Source organism: Exiguobacterium sp. s78 (assembly GCF_018618985.1).
In the GTDB taxonomy this organism is placed as follows: domain Bacteria; phylum Bacillota; class Bacilli; order Exiguobacteriales; family Exiguobacteriaceae; genus Exiguobacterium_A; species Exiguobacterium_A abrahamii.
In genome coordinates this window covers 526,555-550,610 of the sequence record NZ_JACSNB010000001.1, presented here as the reverse complement: position 1 = coordinate 550,610, position 24,056 = coordinate 526,555, and the positions used below count along the sequence as shown (strand labels likewise).

Annotated in this window: 27 protein-coding genes; 8 read left to right on the top strand and 19 right to left on the bottom strand. The window is 46.5% G+C overall.

Translation table 11 applies throughout. The features are described 5' to 3' along the window. Positions 1 to 38: 38 nt before the first annotated feature. From KNQ18_RS02730 to KNQ18_RS02700, 7 genes are all read right to left on the bottom strand, one after another. Positions 39 to 479, bottom strand: coding sequence for a Dps family protein (locus tag KNQ18_RS02730; protein WP_023469073.1), 441 nt, complete (start codon positions 477 to 479; stop codon positions 39 to 41). A gap of 92 nt (positions 480 to 571) precedes the next feature. After that, positions 572 to 1,087 carry a DUF2179 domain-containing protein gene (locus KNQ18_RS02725; RefSeq protein WP_023469074.1) on the bottom strand — a complete coding sequence of 172 codons (516 nt, stop codon included), beginning with the start codon at positions 1,085 to 1,087 and terminating at the stop codon, positions 572 to 574. 172 nt (positions 1,088 to 1,259) lie between these two features. Next, on the bottom strand, positions 1,260 to 2,555 hold the full coding sequence (murC, locus tag KNQ18_RS02720; protein WP_023469075.1) for a UDP-N-acetylmuramate--L-alanine ligase: 1,296 nt from the start codon (positions 2,553 to 2,555) through the stop codon (positions 1,260 to 1,262). A 78-nt stretch (positions 2,556 to 2,633) separates the two neighbouring features. After that, entirely contained in the window at positions 2,634 to 3,560 is a 927-nt protein-coding gene (locus KNQ18_RS02715; protein WP_214771131.1) for a hypothetical protein, read from the bottom strand. A gap of 37 nt (positions 3,561 to 3,597) precedes the next feature. Beyond that, positions 3,598 to 4,206: a YtpR family tRNA-binding protein gene (ytpR, locus tag KNQ18_RS02710; RefSeq protein ID WP_058264712.1), complete on the bottom strand. Its 609-nt coding sequence runs from the start codon at positions 4,204 to 4,206 to the stop codon at positions 3,598 to 3,600. A 53-nt stretch (positions 4,207 to 4,259) separates the two neighbouring features. Further along, positions 4,260 to 5,057 carry a DUF1444 domain-containing protein gene (locus KNQ18_RS02705; RefSeq protein ID WP_214771134.1) on the bottom strand — a complete coding sequence of 266 codons (798 nt, stop codon included), beginning with the start codon at positions 5,055 to 5,057 and terminating at the stop codon, positions 4,260 to 4,262. 53 nt (positions 5,058 to 5,110) lie between these two features. After that, entirely contained in the window at positions 5,111 to 5,419 is a 309-nt protein-coding gene (locus KNQ18_RS02700) for a thioredoxin family protein (RefSeq protein WP_023469079.1), read from the bottom strand. A gap of 126 nt (positions 5,420 to 5,545) precedes the next feature. On the opposite strand from KNQ18_RS02700, the gene KNQ18_RS02695 reads away from it, so the two are divergent. Then, a complete protein-coding gene (locus KNQ18_RS02695) occupies positions 5,546 to 5,836 on the top strand; it encodes a hypothetical protein (RefSeq protein ID WP_023469080.1) in 291 nt (96 codons plus the stop codon). Between the two features lie 83 nt (positions 5,837 to 5,919). Here the strand turns inward: KNQ18_RS02695 and KNQ18_RS02690 are convergent, their stop codons facing one another. Together KNQ18_RS02690 and KNQ18_RS02685 are read right to left on the bottom strand one after the other, a co-directional pair. Further along, positions 5,920 to 6,933, bottom strand: a complete 1,014-nt coding sequence (locus tag KNQ18_RS02690; protein WP_149427730.1) for a PTS sugar transporter subunit IIC — start codon at positions 6,931 to 6,933, stop codon at positions 5,920 to 5,922. Positions 6,934 to 7,090: 157 nt separating this feature from the next. Further along, entirely contained in the window at positions 7,091 to 8,161 is a 1,071-nt protein-coding gene (locus KNQ18_RS02685; RefSeq protein WP_035396484.1) for a M42 family metallopeptidase, read from the bottom strand. Between the two features lie 119 nt (positions 8,162 to 8,280). On the opposite strand from KNQ18_RS02685, the gene KNQ18_RS02680 reads away from it, so the two are divergent. Together KNQ18_RS02680 and KNQ18_RS02675 are read left to right on the top strand one after the other, a co-directional pair. Further along, positions 8,281 to 8,583 (top strand): PepSY domain-containing protein, encoded by a 303-nt coding sequence (locus tag KNQ18_RS02680; protein WP_012371126.1) that lies wholly within the window; start codon positions 8,281 to 8,283, stop codon positions 8,581 to 8,583. A 69-nt stretch (positions 8,584 to 8,652) separates the two neighbouring features. Then, positions 8,653 to 9,009, top strand: a complete 357-nt coding sequence (locus KNQ18_RS02675) for a DUF1304 domain-containing protein (RefSeq protein ID WP_058264707.1) — start codon at positions 8,653 to 8,655, stop codon at positions 9,007 to 9,009. Between the two features lie 41 nt (positions 9,010 to 9,050). Here KNQ18_RS02675 and KNQ18_RS02670 read toward each other — a convergent pair whose 3' ends face one another. Both KNQ18_RS02670 and trmB read right to left on the bottom strand, forming a co-directional pair. Further along, a complete protein-coding gene (locus KNQ18_RS02670; protein WP_058703918.1) occupies positions 9,051 to 9,566 on the bottom strand; it encodes a hypothetical protein in 516 nt (171 codons plus the stop codon). A gap of 116 nt (positions 9,567 to 9,682) precedes the next feature. Then, positions 9,683 to 10,324: a tRNA (guanosine(46)-N7)-methyltransferase TrmB gene (gene trmB, locus KNQ18_RS02665; RefSeq protein WP_023469086.1), complete on the bottom strand. Its 642-nt coding sequence runs from the start codon at positions 10,322 to 10,324 to the stop codon at positions 9,683 to 9,685. 176 nt (positions 10,325 to 10,500) lie between these two features. Between trmB and cydS the strand changes: the two genes are divergently transcribed. From cydS to budA, 3 genes are all read left to right on the top strand, one after another. Further along, positions 10,501 to 10,602: a cytochrome bd oxidase small subunit CydS family protein gene (cydS, locus tag KNQ18_RS17480; protein WP_023469087.1), complete on the top strand. Its 102-nt coding sequence runs from the start codon at positions 10,501 to 10,503 to the stop codon at positions 10,600 to 10,602. 162 nt (positions 10,603 to 10,764) lie between these two features. Then, positions 10,765 to 12,456, top strand: coding sequence for an acetolactate synthase AlsS (gene alsS, locus KNQ18_RS02660; protein ID WP_050678597.1), 1,692 nt, complete (start codon positions 10,765 to 10,767; stop codon positions 12,454 to 12,456). 11 nt (positions 12,457 to 12,467) lie between these two features. Beyond that, complete coding sequence (gene budA, locus KNQ18_RS02655; protein ID WP_214805288.1) at positions 12,468 to 13,181, top strand: acetolactate decarboxylase; 714 nt, start codon at positions 12,468 to 12,470, stop codon at positions 13,179 to 13,181. Positions 13,182 to 13,221: 40 nt separating this feature from the next. Here budA and KNQ18_RS02650 read toward each other — a convergent pair whose 3' ends face one another. The 6 genes from KNQ18_RS02650 to pepV are packed head-to-tail and all read right to left on the bottom strand — an operon-like array spanning position 13,222 to position 20,259. Then, on the bottom strand, positions 13,222 to 14,022 hold the full coding sequence (locus KNQ18_RS02650) for a phosphotransferase family protein (RefSeq protein WP_087681261.1): 801 nt from the start codon (positions 14,020 to 14,022) through the stop codon (positions 13,222 to 13,224). A 51-nt stretch (positions 14,023 to 14,073) separates the two neighbouring features. Continuing rightward, positions 14,074 to 16,278: a type I pullulanase gene (gene pulA, locus KNQ18_RS02645; RefSeq protein ID WP_353049766.1), complete on the bottom strand. Its 2,205-nt coding sequence runs from the start codon at positions 16,276 to 16,278 to the stop codon at positions 14,074 to 14,076. Then, complete coding sequence (locus KNQ18_RS02640) at positions 16,250 to 17,125, bottom strand: hypothetical protein (protein ID WP_244290055.1); 876 nt, start codon at positions 17,123 to 17,125, stop codon at positions 16,250 to 16,252. Before KNQ18_RS02640 ends, pulA begins: the two co-directional genes overlap by 29 nt. A gap of 1 nt (position 17,126) precedes the next feature. Next, entirely contained in the window at positions 17,127 to 17,645 is a 519-nt protein-coding gene (gene thpR, locus KNQ18_RS02635; protein WP_149427733.1) for an RNA 2',3'-cyclic phosphodiesterase, read from the bottom strand. 8 nt (positions 17,646 to 17,653) lie between these two features. Next, entirely contained in the window at positions 17,654 to 18,802 is a 1,149-nt protein-coding gene (locus KNQ18_RS02630; protein ID WP_023469093.1) for an MFS transporter, read from the bottom strand. A 59-nt stretch (positions 18,803 to 18,861) separates the two neighbouring features. Next, on the bottom strand, positions 18,862 to 20,259 hold the full coding sequence (gene pepV, locus KNQ18_RS02625) for a dipeptidase PepV (RefSeq protein WP_215083778.1): 1,398 nt from the start codon (positions 20,257 to 20,259) through the stop codon (positions 18,862 to 18,864). Between the two features lie 321 nt (positions 20,260 to 20,580). Here pepV and KNQ18_RS02620 point away from each other — a divergent pair, with 321 nt between their 5' ends. Both KNQ18_RS02620 and KNQ18_RS02615 read left to right on the top strand, forming a co-directional pair. Then, entirely contained in the window at positions 20,581 to 20,799 is a 219-nt protein-coding gene (locus KNQ18_RS02620) for a DeoR family transcriptional regulator (protein ID WP_023469095.1), read from the top strand. A gap of 108 nt (positions 20,800 to 20,907) precedes the next feature. Beyond that, a complete protein-coding gene (locus KNQ18_RS02615) occupies positions 20,908 to 21,540 on the top strand; it encodes an SDR family oxidoreductase (protein ID WP_215083776.1) in 633 nt (210 codons plus the stop codon). A gap of 60 nt (positions 21,541 to 21,600) precedes the next feature. On the opposite strand, the gene KNQ18_RS02610 is transcribed toward KNQ18_RS02615, so the two are convergent. Further along, positions 21,601 to 22,320, bottom strand: a complete 720-nt coding sequence (locus KNQ18_RS02610; RefSeq protein WP_215083774.1) for a pseudouridine synthase — start codon at positions 22,318 to 22,320, stop codon at positions 21,601 to 21,603. After that, positions 22,307 to 23,971, bottom strand: coding sequence for a putative polysaccharide biosynthesis protein (locus tag KNQ18_RS02605; protein WP_149427736.1), 1,665 nt, complete (start codon positions 23,969 to 23,971; stop codon positions 22,307 to 22,309). The genes KNQ18_RS02610 and KNQ18_RS02605 overlap by 14 nt, the downstream gene beginning before the upstream one ends. Positions 23,972 to 24,056 lie beyond the last annotated feature (85 nt).

Below are 24,056 nucleotides of genomic sequence, written 5' to 3'. Positions count from 1 at the left end.
TCGTCCTTCATTAGGACGGGGTCATCCGTTTCTTTATCTTATTTTTTCAATGTCGCACGAAGCATCCAAATTTGTTTTTCGATTTCCTTCGCTTGACCAAGTAGATCATCTTCAACCGTCACGTCTTGTGCCTCAAGATGTTCAATCGCATCGAGCATCTCTTTTCGGACTTGTTGGAAGTCTTTGATGACAGAATCAATCATCTCATCTGCCGATAATCCCGATTTCGCTTCTTCAAGCGTTGTTTGCTCTAAATACTCTTTTAGTGTCGCAGAAGGTGTTCCGTTATTCATCAGGAGACGTTCTGCAACGACATCATATTGTTCAGACACCCATGTATAAAGTTCTTCAAGCTTCTCGTGAAGCGTTAAGAAGTCTGGTCCTTTAATGTACCAATGATAATTGTGGAGTTTGACGAACAGCACCCCATAGTTTGCTACCTGTTGATTCAAAGCTGATTTTGCATGATTACTAATCATCTGATATTCCCCTTTCCTGATTTCAAATGACGTTCTATTTCATCTTTATCCTTAAATAACAAAGAATAAACATCATTCTCAGGAAAAGTGCTCTATCGAGGACGCTTTAATCCTTTCAACATATACCCACCTTTGAAGTCGACAGAATCGAATGCGACGAGGAATGCTTTCGGTTCGTATTCTTCGACGAGATTACGAAGCACTTTCATACGTGTTCGAGCCGCGAGCACATCTAACCGATAACGGACACCGTCTCGTCCTTGACCTTGATAATGTGTCACACCAAAACCATTATCGCGAATGACTTGAATCAGTTCCGCTGGAAATTCTTGCGTATGCACTTGAATCATATTGTAACCGATGGCGAGTTTTCGCTCGACATATCCACCGACGAGTATTCCTAGACCAAATCCAAGCGCGTAAACGACCATACCGAGTGTCGTTAAGTCTTGGAATACGATTCCTAGTGCAAAAATGTAAATCAATGTTTCGACTGTGCCAAATAATCCGGCAATGACAGTTCGCCCTTTGACGAGCATGATCGTCCGTAATGTCAAAACAGGAACGTAAATCAACTGGAGCAATAAGATGAGTAAAATCTGTCCCATGGTGTCTTTCCTTTCTGTTAATAACTTCAACACATACACACTATTTCAAACTTTTTTTCAAGATGCAATCCTATTTTAGATTTTCCTCATCGGTTTTTTGAAATTACTATCATAATTCAAAAATACGACAAAAAAAGTGCCACTCGAGTCGAGTGACACTTTTGATTCTCGCTTATTTCACACTTTGATACTGATGCTGATACGTTTGGATATCGCCCGCTCCCATGAACAGAAGCACAGCATTTTCATGCTGACGTAGAACAGACACGTTATCGCGCGTCAGAATAGAAGCTTGCGGGATTTTCTCCTGCAGATCTTCGACGCGAACTTGCCCTTCCTGCTCACGTGCCGATCCAAAGATTTCGCATAGATATGTCGCATCTGCTTCACGTAAAGAAGTCGCGAAATCATCCATAAATGATTTCAAGCGTGTGTACGTATGCGGTTGGAAAATCGCAATGACTTCGCGGTCCGGATATTTCTTCCGTGCCGACTCAATCGTCGCGCTGATTTCCTTCGGATGGTGCGCGTAGTCATCTACTAGGATTTGTGTGCCGAATTCCGACTCACTGAAGCGACGTTTTACACCACCAAATGTGGCTAAACGTTCAGCAACGTCGTCTTTGCTCAATCCTTCGTACTGACAGATCGCAATGACAGAGAGTGCATTCAAGACATGATGACGACCGAATCCTGGAATGAGGAACGTGCCGTAGAAATCATCACGTAAATAAACATCAAATGATGTACCATCTGGCGTTGACGTCGCGTTTTCCGCGCGGAAATCATTGTTTTCTCCAAATCCATAATAGAGAACAGGTACATTCGCTTGAATGTTTTGAAGATGCTCATCATCTCCACAAGCAACGATCGCTTGCTTAACCTGCATCGCCATTTCTTGGAATGCCGAAACGACGTCATCGATTCCTGTGAAATAATCCGAATGATCGAAGTCGATATTCGTCATGATAGCGTAGTCCGGCTTGTAATATAAGAAGTGACGTTTGTATTCACATGCCTCGAAGACGAATGCTTTCGCATCCTCTACTCCTGCCCCTGTCCCGTCTCCGATCAAGAAAGCTGTCGGCGTGATACCGCTCAAGACGTGTGAAAGCAAACCTGTCGTCGACGTTTTTCCGTGTGAGCCTGTAATGGCGACCGAACGATATTCATTTGCTAGGTGTCCTAAGAAATCGTAATAATGATGGATGGTTAAACCAAGTTCATTTGCCCGTGCGATTTCTGGATGATCATCTCCAAAAGCATTCCCTTGGATGATGACATAATCTTCTTTGATGTTATCCGCATTGAACGGGAAAAATGGAATTCCCTTAGCCCGTAACGCGTCTTCAGTAAAAATGTGCTTTTCGATGTCTGAACCTTGCACCTCATGATTCATCTCATGTAGTACTTGGGCGAGCGCACTCATCCCTGTTCCTTTGATTCCAACAAAATGATACTTTGTCATATAAAAGCCCTCCAATTCACGTTCCGGTCCGTACCATCGGGCTCGGGTACAAAACCTGTACCATTATAGCAAACCGATTTATTTTTTACCATGTAAATTATTTTGTTCTCGACGTGCGCGATACATCGCCATCAAGTCTTTCGTCGTCATGACGACGTTAACAGGCGGTCCGACCGGTTTTTTCACTTCCGACTGAACAGGCTTATCCACCTCAGTAACAGATGGATCTTGATCTACTTCAATAGCAGATGGATCAAAAGTCGGTGCGAAGCTCTCCGCTTGTTGCTCAGCTTCTTTTTCATCAGCAGACTCTTCACTTGATGTCTCTGTCGGAACAACTAATTGTTCCGCCGTCTCACTGTTGGAAGATGTTTCAGTTCCGTCCGTTTCTTCTACTTCGGTTACGGTCGGCACTTCTTCTCTTACGAGCTCTTCACTTGTGTGAGGTTCCGGTACAAGTAATTCGACGTCCGTCACCGGTACAAGACCAGCATTCGCTTCGTCTGATACGACTTCTGTCGGATCAGCTGATTGTTCCATCGTCTCACTGTTGGAAGATGTTTCAGTTACGTCCGTTTCTTCTACTTCGGTTACAGTCGGTACTTCTTCTCTCACGAGTTCTTCACTTGTGTGAGGTTCCGGTACGAGTAATTCGACGTCCGTCACCGGTACAAGACCAGCATCTGCTTCCGCTTCTTCTAATACGACTTCTGGCGCGATCAGTTCTTGATCCGTCAAAGCAACCTCATCAGTATTTCCCTCTTCGACTGTTTCCGAAACCTGCTCACTCATTTCCGTTTCTTCCGCAGCTTTTACGGTTTCCGATGCAGATTGCTTCGGACGTTGGAATCCATAAATCGGTGAAGGCACATCCGTTAAAACGAAGCGATCTTCACGCTCCTCTTTTTTCGGACGTTCTACCGGCTTTGTCTCACGTTCCCCTGCAAGCTCTCGACGAATCCGGGCAGCCTGCTCTTTTAGTGACTGTTCATAACGATTACTCATACGTTCACCCCTCCATCTTGTTAAAAAATCGGTCGAATCATCGACCGATTGAGAATGCTTCCCCTACTGCTTTTGTATCATCGAGTACAAGAATCCCTTTTTCTTGTGGTGCATCGACAAGTCCGAGCTCACGCGCTGAACAGAGCATACCGCTTGATGGTACGCCGCGTAACGCTGAAGGACGGATGATTAACCCAGACGGCATGACCGCTCCCGGTTTAGCAACGACTACTTTTTGACCCGCCGCTACATTCGGTGCTCCACAAACGATTTGTAAAGTTCCGTTATCTACTTCTACCTGACAGACCGATAATTTATCAGCATCCGGATGCTTCTCGCAAGAAGCAACGAACCCAACAACGAATTTCGGAGAATAATCCACTTGTTCGAGTGACAATTCGATATCTCGACTCGCCAGTTCCTTTTGGATGCGTGTTGCCAATTCTTCCGTCAATTCAACCGGTCCTTGTGTCTCGATCGTAAACGTAGTCGAAGCATCAAACAGGTTGTAACCGACGACACGATCACCATGCTTGATAGTTGCTACATCTCCTTCACGAGTCGCTGTCACTTCCGCACGTGGTGCGTCTTCCAAAATGATCATTAAGACGTCGCCGACGCCCTCTTTATTATAAAACACATTCATTCAATCCATGACTCCCTTCCGTCTTTCTCACAATGCCTATTGTATCAGATTCTTCACTCTTTCGGCTGCTTGTTTTTCGCAAGGACGAAGACCGGCTCCAGATTGCCATTTTCATATAAGAATGGCAGTGCCGTGACCGGTACACGACCGTTCGAGAAGAAGTCAAACATCAATTGCTGTAAGACATCATATCCGGCGTCATTCCGAATATCAGCGAAAATCAGGACATCCTGATGCGGAATTCCGACTGCGAATTCTCCTTCGATTTGCGCCGCATAATCGGCTAATAAAGTCTTGTTCAAAACACGACTCGCCTCATATCCGTCGCCGAGACTCAAGAAATAAAAGATATTCCCTGCGACTTCGTCTTGTTTAAATGGCGCTTCAAGCGATTTCACATTAAAACGCGCTGCTTCTGATAACTGTTCAGCTGTCCATTCAGCAGACGCCAGTAACTCCTCATCAATCAAACGATACGTCGCCCCTAAATCAAGTGCGTACATGATTTTCGTCTCACCCGTATGTGGTGTACTGACGAGCGTCTTCCCTTCTTTTGTCGTATCGGCAAACGATTTAGCGCGAATGACAGGAAAGATTTTTTGTTCTTGTCCAACGAGTGAGATTTGATCCGTTTGTCCGAGTACAGCACGGATATATTCGATCGTCTCTTCGACTGCGATGACACCTCTTCGTTTTGCTTTTGCGACAAGCGGATTCAATCCGACATCAACGCCTGATTTATCGTGCTTTCGCTCAATTCGTAATACAGACTTTTCACGATCGAAATATGTCGTGTACCCTTCTTCTTCAAATGTTTGTGTCATCATTCTTCGGATTTGTTGTAGTTCCATTCGAATTCATCCTTTCTATCATGAAAAAAAGCGAGTCAGCGCTCGCTTTTTTCTTAAACCGTCTCTAAAAATGCTGTCACCTGTTCTGGTGTCTTCCGCTCTTTCCCGACATAACGCCCTGTCTCTTCACCATCGCGGAATGCAACAAAACTCGGAATTCCGAAGATGTCCATTTCCTGGGCAATTTCAATATGATCGTCGCGATCGACGTAGTAAAACTCGAAGCCGTTAAATGTTTGCTCGATTTCCGGCATGAACGGATCTAAGAAGCGGCAATCCGGGCACCAGTTTGCTGAGAATAAAAAGACGGCATTTCCTTGTTTTGCTGTATCGAATTCTTGTTTGGATTGTAATGTTTTCATGATGATTTCCTCCTTTGATTTCCCTAGAAGTCATTGCCCTCATCATAGCATATTCAATTGTGGCTGTGCGTTTTCGTGCTTGGTTTGCTATACTGCAACTAGAAAACACCTGGAAAGGACTTCACTATGGCAGATCAACCAATCAAACATCCGTTCGAACGCTTCGTCGGCTTCGTTGGCATGACGAGTTGTTTACGTTACGGCTATTCCTTCATTGATTCCGAACGAAGCTTACCCGAAATCTTTTTGTATTTGGTCGTCGGTTTTGCGATCATCATTTTACTCGAAGCACTCGGAAAACGACTCGCTCGAAAATTGCCTGTCGTACGCATGCGGTATTTGACTCCACTTTACCTCATTTACCTCTACGTTTTCTTTACGAGTTTTTATTCAAGTTCATTCGGATTCTCTTTATGAAAAAAGCTGATTCAAAAAGTCATATGCTTGTTCGTCCACCATCCGGTCAAACAGGCGTATCCTTTAGAATCAGCTTTTTGTATTTAATATTCGATTTTTAAATCGCCATCTTGAATCCGACCGAGACGTCGTAATATGCGATAAATGAAATAACTGATGATGCCGGGCGCAAGGAAACAGAGGACAGCGACTGCTAGGTAATACTCCATTTCGAACCCCATCGTTTTTAATAACATCAATGGACCAACGAATCCGCTCGTACCCATACCAGAACCTTCCGGATTGCTCTCAAGCATTAATAGAACAGTCGCAAATGGCGCTAGGATTGCACCGGCTACAGTTGGTGGTAGAAGAATCCAAGGATTTCGAATGATATTCCCTACTTGTAACATCGATGTTCCAATCCCTTGAGCAACCACACCACCGATTCCGTTATCACGGTAACTGATGACGCCAAACCCAATCATCTGTGCCGCACAACCGATCGTCGCTGCCCCTGCAGCAAGTCCATCCAAACCAAGCATGATTCCAAGCGCAGCACTCGAAATCGGCGCTGTCAATGCAAGACCCATGACGGTAGCAACGAAAATTCCCATGAATAACGGTTCGCGTTCCGTTCCCCAACGAATCAACTCACCGAGATCCGTCATGCCTTTTCCAATCCACTTTCCTGCGTAACGTCCGGCAACGAATCCGGCTAGTAACGTAACGAACGGCGTCAATAAAATATCGAGTCGCGTCGTCTTTGAAACGAGTTTTCCGACCTCTGTCGCAAGAAGCGTTGCAATGTAACTACCTGCTGGTCCTCCTGCTTCATATCCGAACGCACCAACGGCAACTGCTGCGAACAAGATCAGCGGTGGTGCCTCAAGTGCAAACGCTACAGCCACACCGATTGCTGGCCCAGTCAGTGCGATCGCCTGCTCTCCTAACTGAATGAGGAACTTCGCCTCTACACCACGATCGACCAGTCCCTCACCAATCGTTCGGATGATGAGACCCATGATCAACGAACTAAACAAACCAAGTGCCATATAACTTAATACGGTGATGAAATATACTTTAGGGCTAAGTGAGATCCCTTTTTGTTTGAACATCTTGTCACGTCCTTTTCTTAACATCGCGTATCATTATATCAAATCTCCTTTCTATCCGACTACATTGTTTTTCCAACTGACAAGACAGTTCATGCTTACGTCGTTCTTATTAAACAAAAACAGACAGCGGATTCACATCCACTGTCTGTCATGTCATTCACTTGACTTGTAGCGTCGCGAGTGTCGTCGTATCGAGGTTCGTGACGAGTTTCCGAAGCAATTCCTTCGCCGCATCATAATCATCTGTATGCATGATCGATGCATGCGTATGGATGTAGCGTGCTGGTAAACCAACGACTGTCGTTGGAATCCCATTATTCGAACGATGGATGACACCACCATCGGTTCCACCTGCACCGACATAATATTGGTATGGAATCTTGTTCGATTCTGCCGTATCGAGGACGTAATCCGTCATCTCTTTTGAGAGGATCATGACACTGTCTTTAATTCGAAGCAATGGTCCTTGTCCGAGTTGACCAAATTCCGTTTTGTCTCCTGATGCATCATTGGCAGGAGAAGCGTCGACGACGAACGCGACGTCGGGATCGATGAGTGCCGTCGCTGTTTGCGCACCGCGCAATCCAACTTCTTCTTGAACCGTTGCACCCGAGAACAAAATGTTCGGATGATCCGCCGCTGTCGTCTCTTCCAACAATTCAATCGCCATTCCGACACCATAGCGGTTATCCCATGCTTTCGCCATGATCTTCTTCGGATTCGCCATCGGTGTGAACGGGAAGAATGGTACGGCAGGAATACCTGGACGTACTCCAAACGATTCTGCCTCTTCTTTTGAGTCTGCACCGATATCGATGAACATGTCTTTGATCGCCATTGGCTTATTGCGCACTTCTTCTGTCAATAAGTGTGGTGGAATCGATGCGATGACACCAGGGATGACACCGTTGTCCGTACAGATCGAGAAGCGTTGCGCAAGCAACACTTGGCTCCACCAGCCACCGAGCGGTTGAATCCGCAACATTCCGTTCTTCGTGATTTGCGTCACCATGAATGCCACTTCGTCCATGTGCCCGGCAACCATGACTTTCGGCCCTGTCGCATCGCCTGTTCGTTTTCCAAAAATCGAACCAAGCCCATCCGTAACGATCTCATCCGTGACAGGTGTGATGCGCTCGCGAACGAACTGACGAACGTCGTGCTCAAACCCCGGTGCCCCGTTCAATTCCGTCAGTGTTCGAAATAACTCTCTCGTTTTTTCATTCATATGTATCGCCTCCTGCTTCTCATTATACAAAAAATTGCTTCTATCACTTAACCTTTTGTTTCTCTCTGAACGAATTATTTGGTACAGTAGGAATAGAACCTGTAAGGAGGGGAATTTTAATGAAAAAACGCTATTGGATTATCGGATTGGCAGCAGCTGTCGTCGCCGCTTTCGCAGTGAAGAAAGCCGTTGATAACAAACAACTTTCTGCCGAGGAAGCGCTCGAAATCACGAAACGCACATTTTCAGCAAAAGGACGTGTCCAAGGTGCATGGATCTCTGCAACACCAGAGGCTTACGCATATGAGTCACGTGACTACCAAAGCTACAAAGGTGGCATCTCGGTCCTTGAAGGTGATGACGAAAAAACGTATCAATTCACAGTTGATGCCGAAACTGGCGCTTTACTCGAATACGCTTAATCAAAAGACCGTGCTTCGATCGATGAAGTACGGTCTTTTTTCCACGTTCATCTGAAGGAGGTATGATTCATGTCGATTCTTGCTACGCTGTTCGTTATCCTCGTTGCTTTGGAACACTTTTATATTTTAGCACTTGAAATGTTCTTTCTTTCTTCCAAAGCGGCTCGTCGAACGTTCGGTTTAACGGACGAAGCTGTTGCATCACAACAAATTCGGACACTTTTTGCGAATCAAGGCTTATATAATGGATTTTTAGCAGCCGGACTAGTATTTGGTCTGATTCGTCAGGATGTGGCTGTTCAATTGTTCTTTTTAGCATGTGTCATTATCGCTGCGCTTTATGGCGCCGTGACTGCCAATCGCTCCATTTTACTCAAACAAGGCTTGCCTGCCATACTTGCTTTCATCTTCGTGTTGCTTGCATGAGAAAAGCCTCTATCCGATCGGATAGAGGCTTTTTTTCTTAATTAACGCGGGTTGTCGTTGCGTTCGTAGATCGGGTTCATGTATTCCGTCGTCGAGTATAGACGTGGAACAACGATGTATAAGATGACCGCTGGTACAGCGATGATCAACAACATCAAGAGCATCGGTAACCAGTAGACGACTTTTTGTTGAAGATTATCCGAGTTACCGTCGATGTATTCTTTTACGCCATCAACTTTTGCAGCATCGGCACTCGTCAACAATTTACCGCTATCGGCATTGAAGAAGTGGATTTCACGTTTGATCGTGATGAAGATGCCGTCACGGACTGTCTCGATGACAGCGATTCCGCCAATGACTTCTTCTCCTTTTTCATTCGTGAACGTCTTCGGATCCTCGATTTCGACCGAACCTTTTTTATAATCGTAATGCGTCGTTGGTAATTCCTCATTTAATGCTTTCGTCATTTCTGAGGTATCAACCGCAGCAAGTACCGATTGACCGATACTTAATGCGAGAAAGAGCGCCGTTACGAAGGCTAAGCTTTTCTGCCACATCCCCAAATTCCCCCTTTACCTATAAGTACAAGTTCTTCAGTCAACAACATTGTACCAATTAATAAGAAAAAAGTGTGAAAGAAATACCAGGAAAATAAGAAAACTTTTTGTCTAAATTAATTTTGGTACGTTGCTTCCATCCGATAAATCGGTTGACCCATTGATGAAAAACGCTCTTCGTACTCTGTTCGGACGTTATCTTCCGGTTCATTCGCATGTAAATCAAGTGACATCCAGTCGAAGCGCATGCCGTATGCTGACATCGTCATCAAACTCGATTCGAACAACTTCCGATTATCTGTCTTGAAGTGGATTTGACCTTTCGCCGGTAAAATATCTTCATATGTCGAGAGGAATGTTTTATACGTCAAGCGGCGTTTCGCATGACGTGTCTTTGGCCATGGATCAGAGAAGTTCAAGTACACGCGGGACACTTCACCTTTTTCAAAGTAATCACGTAGGTCTTTTGCATCGACCGTCAAGACGCGAACGTTCGATTGTGGTGTTTCGACCAATTTTTGAACGATCGTCACGGCAACGCTTTCGAATAGTTCGATCGCGATGAAGTTGATATCCGGGTGTTGGTGCGCCATTCCGGTAATGAAAGCTCCTTTCCCTGATCCCACTTCGATGTAGATCGGGTTATCATTCTTGAACTCGCTAGCCCATGCTCCTTTAAGAGATGCTGGTTCTGCTATATAGATCGAGGATTGTTCCTTCATATAATCCTGCGCCCATGGTTTATGTCGTAAACGCACTATCGTTCATCCTTTCCAAACTTAAATTATCCGCAGATAAGTTTATCATGATTCGGGTAATTATATAAGAACTTCTTCGTTTCCTATCGAAGAATGTTCAGCAGTTCGTCACTTGAGAAATAGTGAGCATTCTAATACACTTAAGGTACGTAAGAACCGAAAAGGAGGGCTATACTGTGGATGATTTCTTGATTAGTTGGGCATCTCCCATCGTTCTCGTCTTGGGAATCACTGCTTTGTTCGTCTGGGCGACTTTCGGAAAAGTCGACGTCGAATAAGGGCAATCTCTGTACCTTGTGTAATCATACACAAGGTACTTTTTTTATTTTCTAAATGATTTTAGGTTGGTTTTACCATGAAACAGATGTATACTTTTTTTGAAACAGATACTTTATTACAGCTATCGAACACCAAAAACGTTGGTAAAAAGGAGAATTGTAATGAACGAAAATAAAAACAGTGATTCAAAAGAACTAGTACAGAAGAAAACAGGTGCGGATCTCGTCGTCGATTCACTCATCGAGCAGGGTGTCGATTACATCTTCGGTATTCCCGGCGCCAAAATCGATTCCGTCTTCAATGTGTTACAGGACCGGGGACCTGAACTGATTGTTGCACGGCACGAACAAAATGCTGCATTCATGGCTCAAGCCATCGGACGCTTAACGGACAAACCGGGTGTCGTCCTTGTGACATCTGGTCCTGGGGCATCAAATTTAGCGACTGGTCTTGTGACAGCGAACTCTGAAGGTGACCCTGTTGTCGCAATTGCCGGAGCTGTCACGCGAGCCGATCGTTTAAAACGAACACATCAGTCGATGGACAATCAGGCACTCTTTACACCGATTACGAATTTTAGTGCTGAAGTGCAAGATGCCGACAACATTCCAGAAGTATTATCGAATGCTTTCCGAACAGCTGAAACGACAGCTGGAGCTGCTTTCGTCAGTATCCCGCAAGACGTCGGGCTAAGCGAAGCGAACGTCACGGCGTTCCGTGCAGTTGAAGCACCAAAGCTTGGTGTTGCACCAGAAGCATGGGTCGATGAAACAGCCCGTCTGATTCAAGAGGCAAAACTCCCTGTCTTGTTACTCGGTATGCGTGCGAGTCAACCAGACGTCGTACACGCGATTCGTTCGTTACTCAAAAACGTCTCGATTCCTGTCGTTCAGACATTCCAAGCAGCCGGCACGTTATCACGTGAGCTTGAATCGAATTTCTACGGACGTGTTGGATTGTTCCGCAATCAGCCGGGAGATGCGTTACTTGCAGAAGCGGATCTTGTCCTCTCGATCGGATATGACCCAATCGGTTATGACCCGAAATTCTGGAACCAACCAACGCACGACCGGACGCTTGTTCACATCGATCAAATGCGTGCCGAAATCGATCATTTCTATCGTCCAGATCATGAGCTTGTCGGTGATATGGCGAAAACAGTCGACGCGATCGCTGAACGCCTGCAACCACTCACATTACCTGAAAGCTCTGTTCAGTTCCTTGAAGGATTGCATCAACGTCTTGTCGATCGTGATGTTCCTCCTGTCGCGGATTCTCCGTTGACGCATCCACTTTATTTCATGAAGACGTTGCGTGAAAAAATTGCGGACGATGTCACCGTCACGGTCGATGTCGGCTCACACTATATTTGGATGGCACGTCACTTCCGTTCGTACGAACCGCGCCATCTCCTCTTTAGTAACGGAATGCAAACGCTCGGCGTCGCACTTCCGTGGGCAATCGCAGCTACACTCGTTCGTCCCGGAAAGAAAGCTGTCTCGATTTCAGGTGACGGCGGATTCCTCTTCTCTGCAATGGAACTTGAGACAGCTGTCCGTTTGAACTCACCACTTGTCCACTTCGTCTGGCGCGACAGCGGATTCGATATGGTCGCGTTCCAACAAGAGATGAAATACAAACGGAAATCCGGTACGTCATTTGGTGACGTCGATCTCGTCAAATATGCGGAAAGCTTTGGAGCAAAAGGACTCCGCGTCAATCATCCTTCGGAACTCGCAGCAATCATGGATGAAGCACTCGCGACAGACGGTCCCGTCATCGTCGATGTACCGATCGATTACCGTGACAACATCGCGCTCGGAGAACAAGTTCATCTCGATCAATTGAACTAAGGAGGATTCACATGGCACACGATAAAACACTCGTCCAGATTTCAACGATGATGGCACTACTTGACGGCGTATTTGAGAGTGAAGTCACGTACGCTTCCGTCCTTGATCAACGTGATTTCGGTATCGGAACGTTTGACCACTTAGACGGTGAGATGATTGGATTCGATGGTCAATTCTATCAACTCCGCTCAGATGGTAGTGCTCGACCGCTCCAACCTGAGACGACGACACCTTTCGCGACATTAACCCGTTTCGAGCCGGAACAAACCCTGACCGTGACGGAAGAGATGTCAAAAGCGACGTTTGAGCACTGGCTGAACGAACAACTCCCAACGATCAATAGCTTTTATGCTATCCGGATTGACGGAACATTCACGGAGGTTCAGACACGCACCGTCGCACGCCAGGAAAAACCGTTCGTTCCAATCACGGAAGCTGTCGCTTCTCAAAGCGCTCGTACGTTCAAGCACACGGAAGGAACGCTTGCCGGATACTATACACCACGATTTGGTCACGGTATCGCCGTCGCCGGATATCACCTTCATTTCATCGATGCTGCTCGCGCAGGTGGTGGTCACGTCTTTGACTACACAGTTAAGAACGTCACCGTCACATTCGAAGAAAAGCCGCAACTTGATTTACGTCTACCGACGACAGCGGCTTATCGATCGGCAGATCTCGAAAGTCACGATATTGAAAAAGAGATTAAAATCGCAGAAGGTTAAGCAAAAAAGCGTGTCGTTCCCTTTCGGAATGACACGCTTTTTAGTCGTTTGAGTATTCAAGTAGCTGTTCAAGAAAATGATAACTGTCGTCGACATCCGGATGACGCGTATCTTCATACCAGTAGAGTGACAATACTGCTTGCGCCACGACATACCAGTGCATGCGTCGCTTCAAATCACTCGTCAAAGGATGTCCATAATGTTCGAACCATTCTGGCCAAGCCGCTTCGTCGACATAACTATATAACATCATTCCAAGATCGTACGCACGGTCAGCAATGATCGCATCATCCCAATCGTTCAGATAGAGTTGACCGTCTGCTCCCGTCAACCAGTTATTATGGTTCAAATCTGAATGACAAACGACCTGCTCATCCGTTCTGACCTGCTCCAGATTTTGTTCGAGGTAAACCATCGCATGTTCCACGAGCTCCGGATCCTCTAAATCATCCGGTTGAAAGTACAAACGACATTGTCGCAATAACTCATCAGGTTCGATCGGGCGCTGGTCAAGCTGTTGTAGCATGAACAGTAATTCCTTCGAATCATGGATTTTCCCAAGCAAACGTGCTACTTCAGGACGTTCCATCATTTCGGGCTCCAACTCGTCGCCTTCAATGAACTGTTGGGCGCTGATGACGTCCCCACTATAAATCCGTTTCGTCCATAATAGCTTCGGAACGATTCCGTCTGCGGATAAAATCGCCAAAAACGGCGATGAATTTCGTTTTAAGAACAACTTCGATTGTCCGGTTGAAGCGATGTACGCTTCTCCTGTGATTCCACCTGCTGGCGTAAGGGTCCAGCCTTCGCCAAGCGCATCTAAAATATCTAATTCCATTATAATCCGCTCAACTTTTTTAGTAGATTTGCCTAAGGCACAATGCTTATCTTAACACGTTGCGATCGTCGTTGACAACGGAAGGACCTGAATCCTGTCGACACCTTTTAGAAGCGGGTCGACCGAGGCCTCATCCCCTTGTACATGCACATTCCAGCGCGAATGATCAAGTGAGACTTCAATGATTTCTCGCGTCGTATTGTAAACGATGAGCGTGCGTTGCCATGCATCATACGAGTGGACCGCTCCAAGTTCATAAGCAATGACACCCGGACGTAAGTCGATGAAATGAAGCAACTCGCGAATCTGATTCGCTCGGTGCAACCGGAATCCGCCATGCATTCTGCGAATCTGCAAAATCGTCTTGATGTATGTGACAAGGGACAGATGATCATCCCGCCGTTCCCAGTCCATTCGATTGATCTCGTCTGATGCGTTATAGCTGTTTTCAACACCTTGTTTCGTGCGCAAGAACTCTTGACCTGCGTGAAGAAACGGAATCCCTTGCGCAAACAAGGCAATCGTCTGAGCTAGGCGACTCATCCGCAATAATTGCTGTTCATCTGCCTCTGGACAAGATAACTTTAATTTATCGTATAACGTATGATTGTCATGCGCCTCGACGTAATTGATGGAATAGGTAGGTTCCGGAAAACGTCCGTACGTTTGATTGTCGATATGGACACTTCCGGCAATCCCGTTTCGGACCTCCCCTTCCTTCCAGCCATCTCCCGCAACGAATCCTCGGTCGAATTCACTGAACGTCGATCCTTTTAACGCGTCACGGAACACATCATTAAAATGGGCGATCCGCGGCATTTGCGCAGCGGAGGCACTCATCGCCTTTAATCGTTCCGGTAACGCTGTCGCAAGATCCCATCCTTCTCCATACACTAGAATCGTTGGATCAATCGCATCGAGCGCCGCGCGAACATCGTTCATCGTCTCAATGTCATGAATCCCCATCAAATCAAATCGAAAGGCATCAATCTGGTAGACTCGAGCAAAGTACGTCAAACAGTCAACGATCAGGCGGCGCATCATGAATCGCTCAGATGCGGTATCATTTCCGACACCTGTTCCGTTCGATAGTGTTCCGTCTACTTCGTAGCGGAAATAATAACCAGGGACAAGCTGTTCGAGAGAGGAGCGTTCTCGAATGAAGACGTGATTCATGACGACATCGAATGTGACACGAATGCCTGCTTCATGGAGTCGCTCTACCATTTCCGCGTATTCTCTGACGCGAACGAGTGGTTCAACCGAACTCGCATAACTCCCAGCTAGCCCGAACCAAAGCATTGGGTCGTATCCCCAGTTATATGGAGACCGTGTCCGTTCATCGGTCGTCTCAAAAAAGTGAACTGGTAGCAATTGCAGATGGGTGATCCCGAGATCTAGGAGATAATCAAGTCCCGTCGCATGACCTCGAGGAGAGCGCGTTCCTCGTTCCGTCATCCCTGCGTATTGCCCCGGATGACTTGAACCAGCTGAGTGATCGATCGTGAAATCACGGATATTCGCTTCGTAAATGACAGCGTCTGACGGTTTGACGAACAGAGGACGCGCGACGCGCTTCGGGAACCACTTGGTCATCGTCCGTTCGACGTCAACGATGACGCCGTATCGACCATTCTCCGATATCGCACTAGCGTACGGATCAACGACCTCTTGTGTGCCAAGGTATGTCGTCACTTCATATCGATACCAGCACTCTGCGATATCTTGTTCCAGTTGAAGATGATAAGCACCTTGCTCTTGTCGCTCCATTTCGTGCTTTTCGAGTAACCGTTCATCTTGATCGTACACGACACACATGATCCGTTCTGCGACCGGTGACCAAACAGCAAAGTGAAATGCACCCTCTTCTTCCCAGACACCGAGCTTCCCTTCGTAACGATACTTGCGCTCGAATGCTTCCGTCCGGACTAACCGGTCGGGAACGACGCGGATTGACCGACCTGCTCCAAATACCTCATATCGGCATTCTAGCTCGACCGGTTCCAGAACCGTCAATTCATAAATTACCAGTTGCCCCTCACGGTGTGTCTCGACTTGCTGGATCGCAAGTGATTGTCCATCACATTCAAGCGACCAGTGGATTGACGGATTGCCTTCGACCTCGACCCGGATGCTCTGGAACGATAAGAACTCCGCCCGGATCACTGGTATCGCTACTTCTTGATTCGTCATCTCTTTCGCAACGACAACGCCGTCGCTCCCTCCCTTACTCTCGGATTCGAGACTGTTCCTCACTTTGAATCGCCATGTGAAACGGAATCGATACCGTCTCTTTTAGGATTTTTTCACACACCCGCATCTGAAATGCCTTTGTATGTGTCGCATTCGCATTCATCCGTTGTACCCAGTTCGGAAAATCGACTTTATTGACATACGTCGTCGTCGTTTCTTTTGGAATTTGATCAAAATAACCTGAAGGAGCGAGGATGACTCGTTCGATCGGCAAAACGTAATCTCGGCCGAGTACGACCCGTAAAATATCTTCTGTCCGCTTTAAACCGATGTTCGGATTCAAGATTTGTTTCGCAGAAGCCTTAAACGGCTGCTCCCGCCATAACTTATCTCGTCGGATATGATAGATACTTTCGTCGCCATCAAGCCATTCCATGATATAGATTGCGGACGGACCGACGACGAACGGACTCAACTCGACTTCTCCGACTTGATATTGGATGACCGCTCGATAAAACATCGCATACTGTTCATTTAGTAGATGTAGCATCTGGTAGAAGTCTAAATGACGTTTCAATGGAATCCGCCAAATGTCCTCCTCTCCTGCTCCGCCAGTGACGTTCAAGAGTTTTTGTAACTCGAGACGTTTTTTGTACCATTTATCAAACGCTCTTCGAGATAATTGTTTACCTGGAAGTTGAATGACTTCACTTTTTTTCATCACTTGCCACCACTTCTTTGGACGGATGAGCGTTTCTCCTGGAAACAACTCTCCTGCCTCCCATCTGCGATAGACATGGGCATAATCAAGTGCCTGGTGTTCACCGAATCGTTTCGTCATCTCTAGCGGATTTTTTTCAAATCGACTATCTAAGTCATATAGTTTCATCAAAATTGCGATGGGGATCACCTCATTCCTCTTCACCTAGATGAATCCGGTAAACCGGCTCATATCGAGGTGAAACCTCTGGTCGTACTTCAAATAGAACGAGTTCACGAACAGTCCACTCTACTGATTGTATCGAACTCGTCTCCCATTCGGCTGCCTCAGTGCGCCATTTTTTCGCGATCGTGACATGCGGAACGAATGGTCTGGTCGAATTCGGATCAATCTGTTCCACTAATTGAAACAATTCTTCCGATTCTGTTCCAAATCCTACGACGCGTGGTCGTTCATCCCGACCGAACGTGATCAAACGATCGAATCGTAGCACGAAGGGTTCCATCGTACGCGCGATCTGCCGTAACTGCTGTTTCCACGACTGCTGTTCTTTTTCCTCCAATGGACCGAAAAAACGAAGTGTTAGATGATACTCTTCTAACGTATAGACGTTACGAAAGTACTCAGGTAGCGATAACCGTTCAGCAAGATTCGCCAAATCTTTAGAAGGGATCGGCAAAGCAATGAAAAAGTGTCGTTCTTGTCTCATCGTAGCGTTCACTCCTTCATACGACCACTGATACCATACAGAATCGCGCCTAGGATACTACTACTTGTATATACCCAAAAGACGGTATAGATTGTACTCTCCTCGAGTACAAAACCACTCATCAGATTAAACAACGCTGTCGCGAGTCCCGTCGTCGTCGCCATATATGTACTGACGGCTGTTGCGACCATCGTCTCTGGAACGAGCGATCGCACATAATCTAAGGCGACAGGGATCAACAGACCAACGATCATTCCTTGCATCGCAGATAATACCCAAAGCATGACGATTGGAAGTTCTAAAGCAATCATCGCCGTCCGCGCAGCCGACAACAAGGAGACGAATACAAGAACCGGAATCGCTCCGAATCGTAATAACAGACGCGAGGCGATGCGCATGAACGGAATTTCGCACAGAACGGCGACAAAGAATAATGTTCCGACGAGTGCCGTCGTCTCGCCACGAATCGTGACGTAGCTCCCAAAGTAATAATTGTTGGCGAAGATGGGTCCAAAGATCAAACTCCCCCCTGCTAGGAACAACAGGAAGCGTCGATTCGAGAAGAGCTGTTTTAACGGTACGGGTTGCTGATGTGAAACATGGACGCTGCCCGTCTCTTCAATACCGATCAGCACAAGGAAACCGAGAACCCATGCTGCACCGGTTGCATAAAAAATCAGATTTAGTCCGCCACCCTCAGTGATTTGCCCAAGAATGAAAACAGCTAAAGCGAACCCTGCTGAGCCGAAAAGACGTAAAGCGCCGTAATCCACTTTACGCTTTCGCGTGTACTCGATCGCTAATGTATCCACGAGCGGAATATGCGCACACTGGAACAACGCCCAGACACAAGAAATCAACAATAAAAGCAGATAAGCAGACGTCAGTAAGTAACTGAGTGTAAAAATACCGGCAGCAAGCATCGCGACGAGTAAGAGTCGTTTCGGTTTCCCGAGTCGATCCGCCGCGATTCCCCAGACAGGTTGTAGGAAAATGGAGAGAATCGGTCCAATCGCAACGATTGTTCCAATCTCTGAAGCCGACAGTCCGAACGCATCGTTCGAGAAATAAAGTGCGAGATACGGAATGAGTGCTCCTTGTCCAAAGAAAATAAAGAAATATAAGGCTTGGAAATGATAGGTTTGACGATTTTTCACACGGAACTTCCTTTCAAGAAGCAATCCCCCCATCTTTACGATGCGGGGATCATCAATCATTATTTTGCGAGCTCATAAATCGCTTCTGCATAGATCGCGACAGCAAGCAATAGTTCATCAAAATCAACATATTCATCGACTTGGTGGGCAACTTCAGGACCACCCGGGAAGACTGGACCAAAAGCAACTCCAGCCGTCAATGAACGCGCATATGTGCCGCCACCAATTGCTATCAGATCAGCTGATTGGTTCGTGTGGCGCTCATAAACGGCACTTAGCGTCTTGATCAATTCATGGTTTGGATCAACATGGTGCGGTGTCATATGCGTCCGCGTCTGCAATTCAAAACCATATCCTGCCGCGGCTTCCTTGATGATTTGCAAACGTTCCGTGAAGTCTGCTGTATACGGGTAACGGATATTGATCGATGCCGTTCCTTGCTCTTCGGCGTAACGGAATACACCGCCATTGATCGTTAAGTCACCTGTCTCGTCTGAAGCAGCGACACCGATCGCTACACCGCGAGAATCCCGGAACATATGCGTTACGAGTTGAATGTAACGACGACCGTTATAATCCAAGTGAAGCGTATTGAGGAAACGCGCCAAATGTAAAGCGGCATTTTTACCATTGTCCGGCTCCATCGCATGGGCTGCGACACCATTGACATCAAGTACGAGACCTTCCGTTTCTTGCTTGACTGTTCCCGTCAAACCTTGTTCTTCAAGATAAGCATGGAAATCCGTCTCAAGCGTTCCTACTTCGACGACACGAAGAAGCGCTTGGGCATGACCTGGAACCATGTTCGGACGTTCGCCACCTTCAAAACGAACGAGATGGTAGCCTGTATCAGATGCTTGCGCTGGTTTCCCTTGAATCAATAACCCATCATAGAGTCCTTTTTCCGCATTGATGATCGGGAAGTCGGCATCTGGTGCAAAACCGAGTGTTGGCATCTCTTCATGTTTGAAGTAATGATTGACACAACGCCATTCACTCTCCTCATCCCCTCCTGCAATCAGACGGATGCGCTTCGAGAGTGGTAAGCCAAGTTCTTTGACGATTTTCAAAGCGTAATAAGCTGCCATCGTCGGTCCTTTATCATCGATTGCTCCACGTGCATACAGTTTTCCATCTACAAGCGTCGGGTTGAATGGACCGTATGTCCAGTGATCGCCACCAGCTGGTACGACGTCTAAGTGACAAAGAATACCGAGTAACTCTTCCCCTTGACCATACTCCAAATGTCCTGCATACCCATCGACATTTTTTGACGTGAACCCATCGCGTTCCCCTGTCGCGAGCATCCAATCGAGTGCACGTTTGACTTCATGACCAAACGGCGCGCCCTCTTCGATCGTGGATTCGTCGAGTACACTCGGAATCCGTAATAGTTCTTTTAAATCTTCTAATAAGTCCCCGCGACGTGCGAGTACTTCCTCTTTCCAATTCACCATCTGATTTCGCTCCTTCATTACGGGTTTTGGATTCGTTTCCTATACACCTTCCTAGTATAGCGAATATTCGTTCAGATACGAACATCCAAATTCTGTTTTCTTTTTTATTTGTTGAAATGACGAACATTCAAACGAAATAAAACCCTAATCATCGACTTTACAAACCATTTGAATATATTTTTTATGCTAACGTTCGGTTAAATTACTTGCATTTTAATATCAAAACGTTATACTAAAGGCGAAACAACTGGATATTGCATTGTCTTTTGTCACCCGAAGCTTTAGAACACTATTCTATCCATTGGGGGAGTGGTTATACCAATGAAAGATTCTACAGACCGTATGTTGACCCGGATTAAATCGATTTATCTCTACATCCAAGAGAACGGAGCTACTACGACAGCAGAGTTGGTTGAAGAGTTTGGCATCACTTCAAGGACCGTCCAGCGGGATTTGAACGTGCTCGAATACAACAATCTCATTGTGAGCCCTCGACGCGGTACATGGACGTCGAGTAAGAAACAAAAGCAAGCGGGTTGATCCACTGTTTCACTATGTATATCTTTCGATGACGCGATTCTTCGCGTCTTTTTTTGTTATCTTTTTTAAAACGTGGGGTATAGCTATTGGGAGAAGGAGATGATAAGCATGAATATTTTAATCATTGGAGCAAACGGAACGACGGGACGCAAAATGGTCGAATTGATCGCTAAACAAGGAGATCACCAAGCAATCGCTGTCGTACGAGAAGAAAATCAAATCAACGATTTGATTGCACTCGGTGCATCTGAAGTCAGACTTGGGGATTTGACGAAGGATGTCAGTGGCGTCGTCAGTAACACGGACATCGTCATCTTTGCAGCGGGTGCTGGTGGCGCATCGGACGAATTGACACGTGCCGTCGATCAGGAAGGTGCAATCAAAGTCATCGATGCAGCAAAAGCCAACGGGATCGATCGTTTCCTAATGCTCAGTTCAGTCGGTACAGAAGAACCGAAAGGCGAACTAAAAGTATATCTCGAATCGAAAGCAGCAGCAGACGCTCACCTAAAAGAAAGCGGACTCGACTATACGATCGTCCGTCCTGGTCCACTCAGCTACGATGACCCAGCAGGTACTGTTGAAACGAAAGAGCATTTTGATTCATACGAAGATCGTAAGGTGTCTCGTGACGATGTGGCGGCGCTGTTCGTTCACTTGATCGATCACCCGACACAGTCTCGTGTATTCGAAGTACTCAGCGGTCCTTATCCGATCGCAGAAGCACTACGTAATCAATAATTGCATCCCACAATAAAAGGCGATGGAATGCACATTCATTCCATCGCCTTTTCGTTTTGCTTATTCAGGTTGCCAATCAAATAACGCCAATTCCTCTTGTGTCAGTTCACGGTAGTCCCCGAGTTCAAGTGCCGGATCAAGCTCCAAGCGACCAATCGAGCGTCGTTTCAAGAACGTGACCTCTTTACCGAGGGCAAGCATCATCCGTTTGACTTGATGGAATTTCCCTTCCGTGATCGTCAATTCAAGCGTTGAATCTGTTTCTGTCGTCGATAAGATGACGAGTTTTCCTGGCTTTGCTTGATAACCGTCTTCTAAGGTGACGCCTTCCGCAATTGCCTCGACGTCTTCTTGCGTCAATACACCTGTCACTTCCGCGTAATACGTTTTTTCGACGTGTTTCTTCGGAGACATCAAGGCATGATTGAACGATCCATCGTTTGTCAGTAACAATAAGCCTTCTGTATCCTTATCAAGTCGTCCGACCGGAAACGGTTTGAAATACGTCACGTCTTCAAACAACAGATCAATGACGGTCTCATCTCGTTTATCCTCCGTCGCACTAATGACACCCGGTGGTTTATTCATCATCAAGTAGATGTATTTTTGATACGTGACCGGTTCGCCGTACATCAGAACCTGTTGCGTCTCGACATCGACATGTTGTTTCGGATCACGTACGATCTCACCATCGACTTGAATTGCCCCTGCCTTGAGCAGAAGTTTTACTTCTTTTCGGGAGCCTGCCCCCATGTTGGATAATAGTTTATCTAGACGCATGACCTCGTCCTCGTTTCAATGAAATTTTACGTCCTAATACGACTTCTGCTAATCCACTCCAAATCGAGAGTCCAGCGAAAATCACGATTCCAACTGCCGCACCAATGATCAGGATTAACAGAGATGCCCATGTCGTCTCTGGTAAGAAGGACACCATTCCCCACTTCACGAGTGCAACACCTGCTCCCATCAATGCACTGATGATTAGAATCAAAGATGTCCGGCGCAAGACGGTACTGAATGGGAACTTCACCGTTTGTGTGATCCGGAAGAACATCAATCCCGTCGCAACGAGATAACCAATGATCGTCGCATAACCAGCACCCGTTCCATCACCCGTCAAATGAATCAACGGCGCATTCAAGAGATACTTCGCAAGTAGTCCAGCAAGTGTTGCGATGATCGTGAAGTACTGACGGTTAATCCCTTGAAGGACAGCTGCCGTAACAGAATACAAGGCAAGGAACAATGCACTCGGCGCATAACTTAATAGATAGACCCAGGCCGCTTGATCTTTCGGGAAGAGCACATGGAACGTTTCTTCACTGAGGAGAATCATCCCGACGACTGCCGGAATCGTCACGAAAAAGACGAGTTGATAAATCTGTGAGATTTGAGCCCGTACTTTCCGCATATCTCCTTGCGTGAAGGAAGCTGTCAACAGTGGAGTCGCAGATAACGACAATCCTGTTGCGACCGACACCGGAATCAAGACGATCTTATGACTATCCGCAATCAGATAGGCAGTCGCGTTTCCGGCCGCTTCGAGCGTGTAACCGATACTTTGTAATGCGGCATTCATCGTATTTTGGTCGATGACTTGGTAAAGGGGTGTCGAAAGACCGACCATGACGATTGGAATCGCATACGTCAATAATTCCTTATACAAATCCGTTAACGGGCGATCCGGCGAACGGACGGTTTGAGTAGCACGTAGTTCCTGCAAGCCGCTGGCACGTTTGCGGAAATAATAGATCAGAACCGCAACACTACCGATTGCACCAATGAAAGCGCTGAACGTTGCAATCGTTGCGGCAAATGCTGCACCTGAATCAAATAAATAAATCGCGATGCTGACTCCTGCAAGCAAGAAGATGATCCGGACGATTTGTTCCAAGATTTGCGAAATCGCTGTTGGTCCCATCGATTGATACCCTTGGAAGTAACCTCGGGTCATACTCATCGGTGGAATCAAGAGTAAAGCGAAACTCACGCCACGAATCGTCATCGTGACGGCATCAACGTATGCTGCTGAATCAACGTCACCACCTGGAATGGCCCGGTGTGCTAAATACGGTGCGAGAAAGAATAAAGCGAGGAAGGAAACAATTCCGGTCAAGGACATGATTTTCAGACCAGACCGATATAACCGTTCACTCGTATCATACTCACCTAATGCATTGTATTTGGCGACGAATTTCGAGACAGCGACAGGAATCCCCGCTGTCGCGAGACCGATCATGATCGCATAATAGTTATAGGCATAGGTATAGAACATGATGCCCGTCGCGCCGACCATGAACTGAAACGGAAAGAGATAAATCAAACCCAGTGCGCGGGAAATCAGTGACGCACCGGACAGGAGCATCGTTCCACGAACGAATCCTGAATTGCCGGAAGAAGTAGACTGCTTATTACTGACTGTGGACATGGTAACATCCCTCACGCTTTCTAATTTTTAAACTCGACACTCTGATCGTGACTGTCTCATTATACAAGTTCTCTCGTACACAATT

Bases quoted from the DNA above. Each gene is read 5' to 3' on its own strand.
- murC (WP_023469075.1), bottom strand. From the start codon at position 2,555: ATGACAAAGTATCATTTTGTTGGAATCAAAGGAACAGGGATGAGTGCG.
- KNQ18_RS02695 (WP_023469080.1), top strand. From the start codon at position 5,546: ATGGCAGATCAACCAATCAAACATCCGTTCGAACGCTTCGTCGGCTTC.
- KNQ18_RS02610 (WP_215083774.1), bottom strand. From the start codon at position 22,320: ATGCGTCTAGATAAACTATTATCCAACATGGGGGCAGGCTCCCGAAAA.
- thpR (WP_149427733.1), bottom strand. From the start codon at position 17,645: ATGAGACAAGAACGACACTTTTTCATTGCTTTGCCGATCCCTTCTAAA.
- alsS (WP_050678597.1), top strand. From the start codon at position 10,765: ATGAACGAAAATAAAAACAGTGATTCAAAAGAACTAGTACAGAAGAAA.
- KNQ18_RS02650 (WP_087681261.1), bottom strand. From the start codon at position 14,022: ATGGAATTAGATATTTTAGATGCGCTTGGCGAAGGCTGGACCCTTACG.
- ytpR (WP_058264712.1), bottom strand. From the start codon at position 4,206: ATGAATGTGTTTTATAATAAAGAGGGCGTCGGCGACGTCTTAATGATC.
- KNQ18_RS02685 (WP_035396484.1), bottom strand. From the start codon at position 8,161: ATGAATGAAAAAACGAGAGAGTTATTTCGAACACTGACGGAATTGAAC.
- KNQ18_RS02620 (WP_023469095.1), top strand. From the start codon at position 20,581: ATGAAAGATTCTACAGACCGTATGTTGACCCGGATTAAATCGATTTAT.
- pepV (WP_215083778.1), bottom strand. From the start codon at position 20,259: ATGGTGAATTGGAAAGAGGAAGTACTCGCACGTCGCGGGGACTTATTA.
- KNQ18_RS02700 (WP_023469079.1), bottom strand. From the start codon at position 5,419: ATGAAAACATTACAATCCAAACAAGAATTCGATACAGCAAAACAAGGA.
- KNQ18_RS02725 (WP_023469074.1), bottom strand. From the start codon at position 1,087: ATGGGACAGATTTTACTCATCTTATTGCTCCAGTTGATTTACGTTCCT.
- KNQ18_RS02730 (WP_023469073.1), bottom strand. From the start codon at position 479: ATGATTAGTAATCATGCAAAATCAGCTTTGAATCAACAGGTAGCAAAC.
- KNQ18_RS02670 (WP_058703918.1), bottom strand. From the start codon at position 9,566: ATGTGGCAGAAAAGCTTAGCCTTCGTAACGGCGCTCTTTCTCGCATTA.
- KNQ18_RS02675 (WP_058264707.1), top strand. From the start codon at position 8,653: ATGTCGATTCTTGCTACGCTGTTCGTTATCCTCGTTGCTTTGGAACAC.
- KNQ18_RS02690 (WP_149427730.1), bottom strand. From the start codon at position 6,933: ATGTTCAAACAAAAAGGGATCTCACTTAGCCCTAAAGTATATTTCATC.
- KNQ18_RS02680 (WP_012371126.1), top strand. From the start codon at position 8,281: ATGAAAAAACGCTATTGGATTATCGGATTGGCAGCAGCTGTCGTCGCC.
- KNQ18_RS02615 (WP_215083776.1), top strand. From the start codon at position 20,908: ATGAATATTTTAATCATTGGAGCAAACGGAACGACGGGACGCAAAATG.
- KNQ18_RS02605 (WP_149427736.1), bottom strand. From the start codon at position 23,971: ATGTCCACAGTCAGTAATAAGCAGTCTACTTCTTCCGGCAATTCAGGA.
- budA (WP_214805288.1), top strand. From the start codon at position 12,468: ATGGCACACGATAAAACACTCGTCCAGATTTCAACGATGATGGCACTA.
- KNQ18_RS02715 (WP_214771131.1), bottom strand. From the start codon at position 3,560: ATGAGTAATCGTTATGAACAGTCACTAAAAGAGCAGGCTGCCCGGATT.
- KNQ18_RS02705 (WP_214771134.1), bottom strand. From the start codon at position 5,057: ATGGAACTACAACAAATCCGAAGAATGATGACACAAACATTTGAAGAA.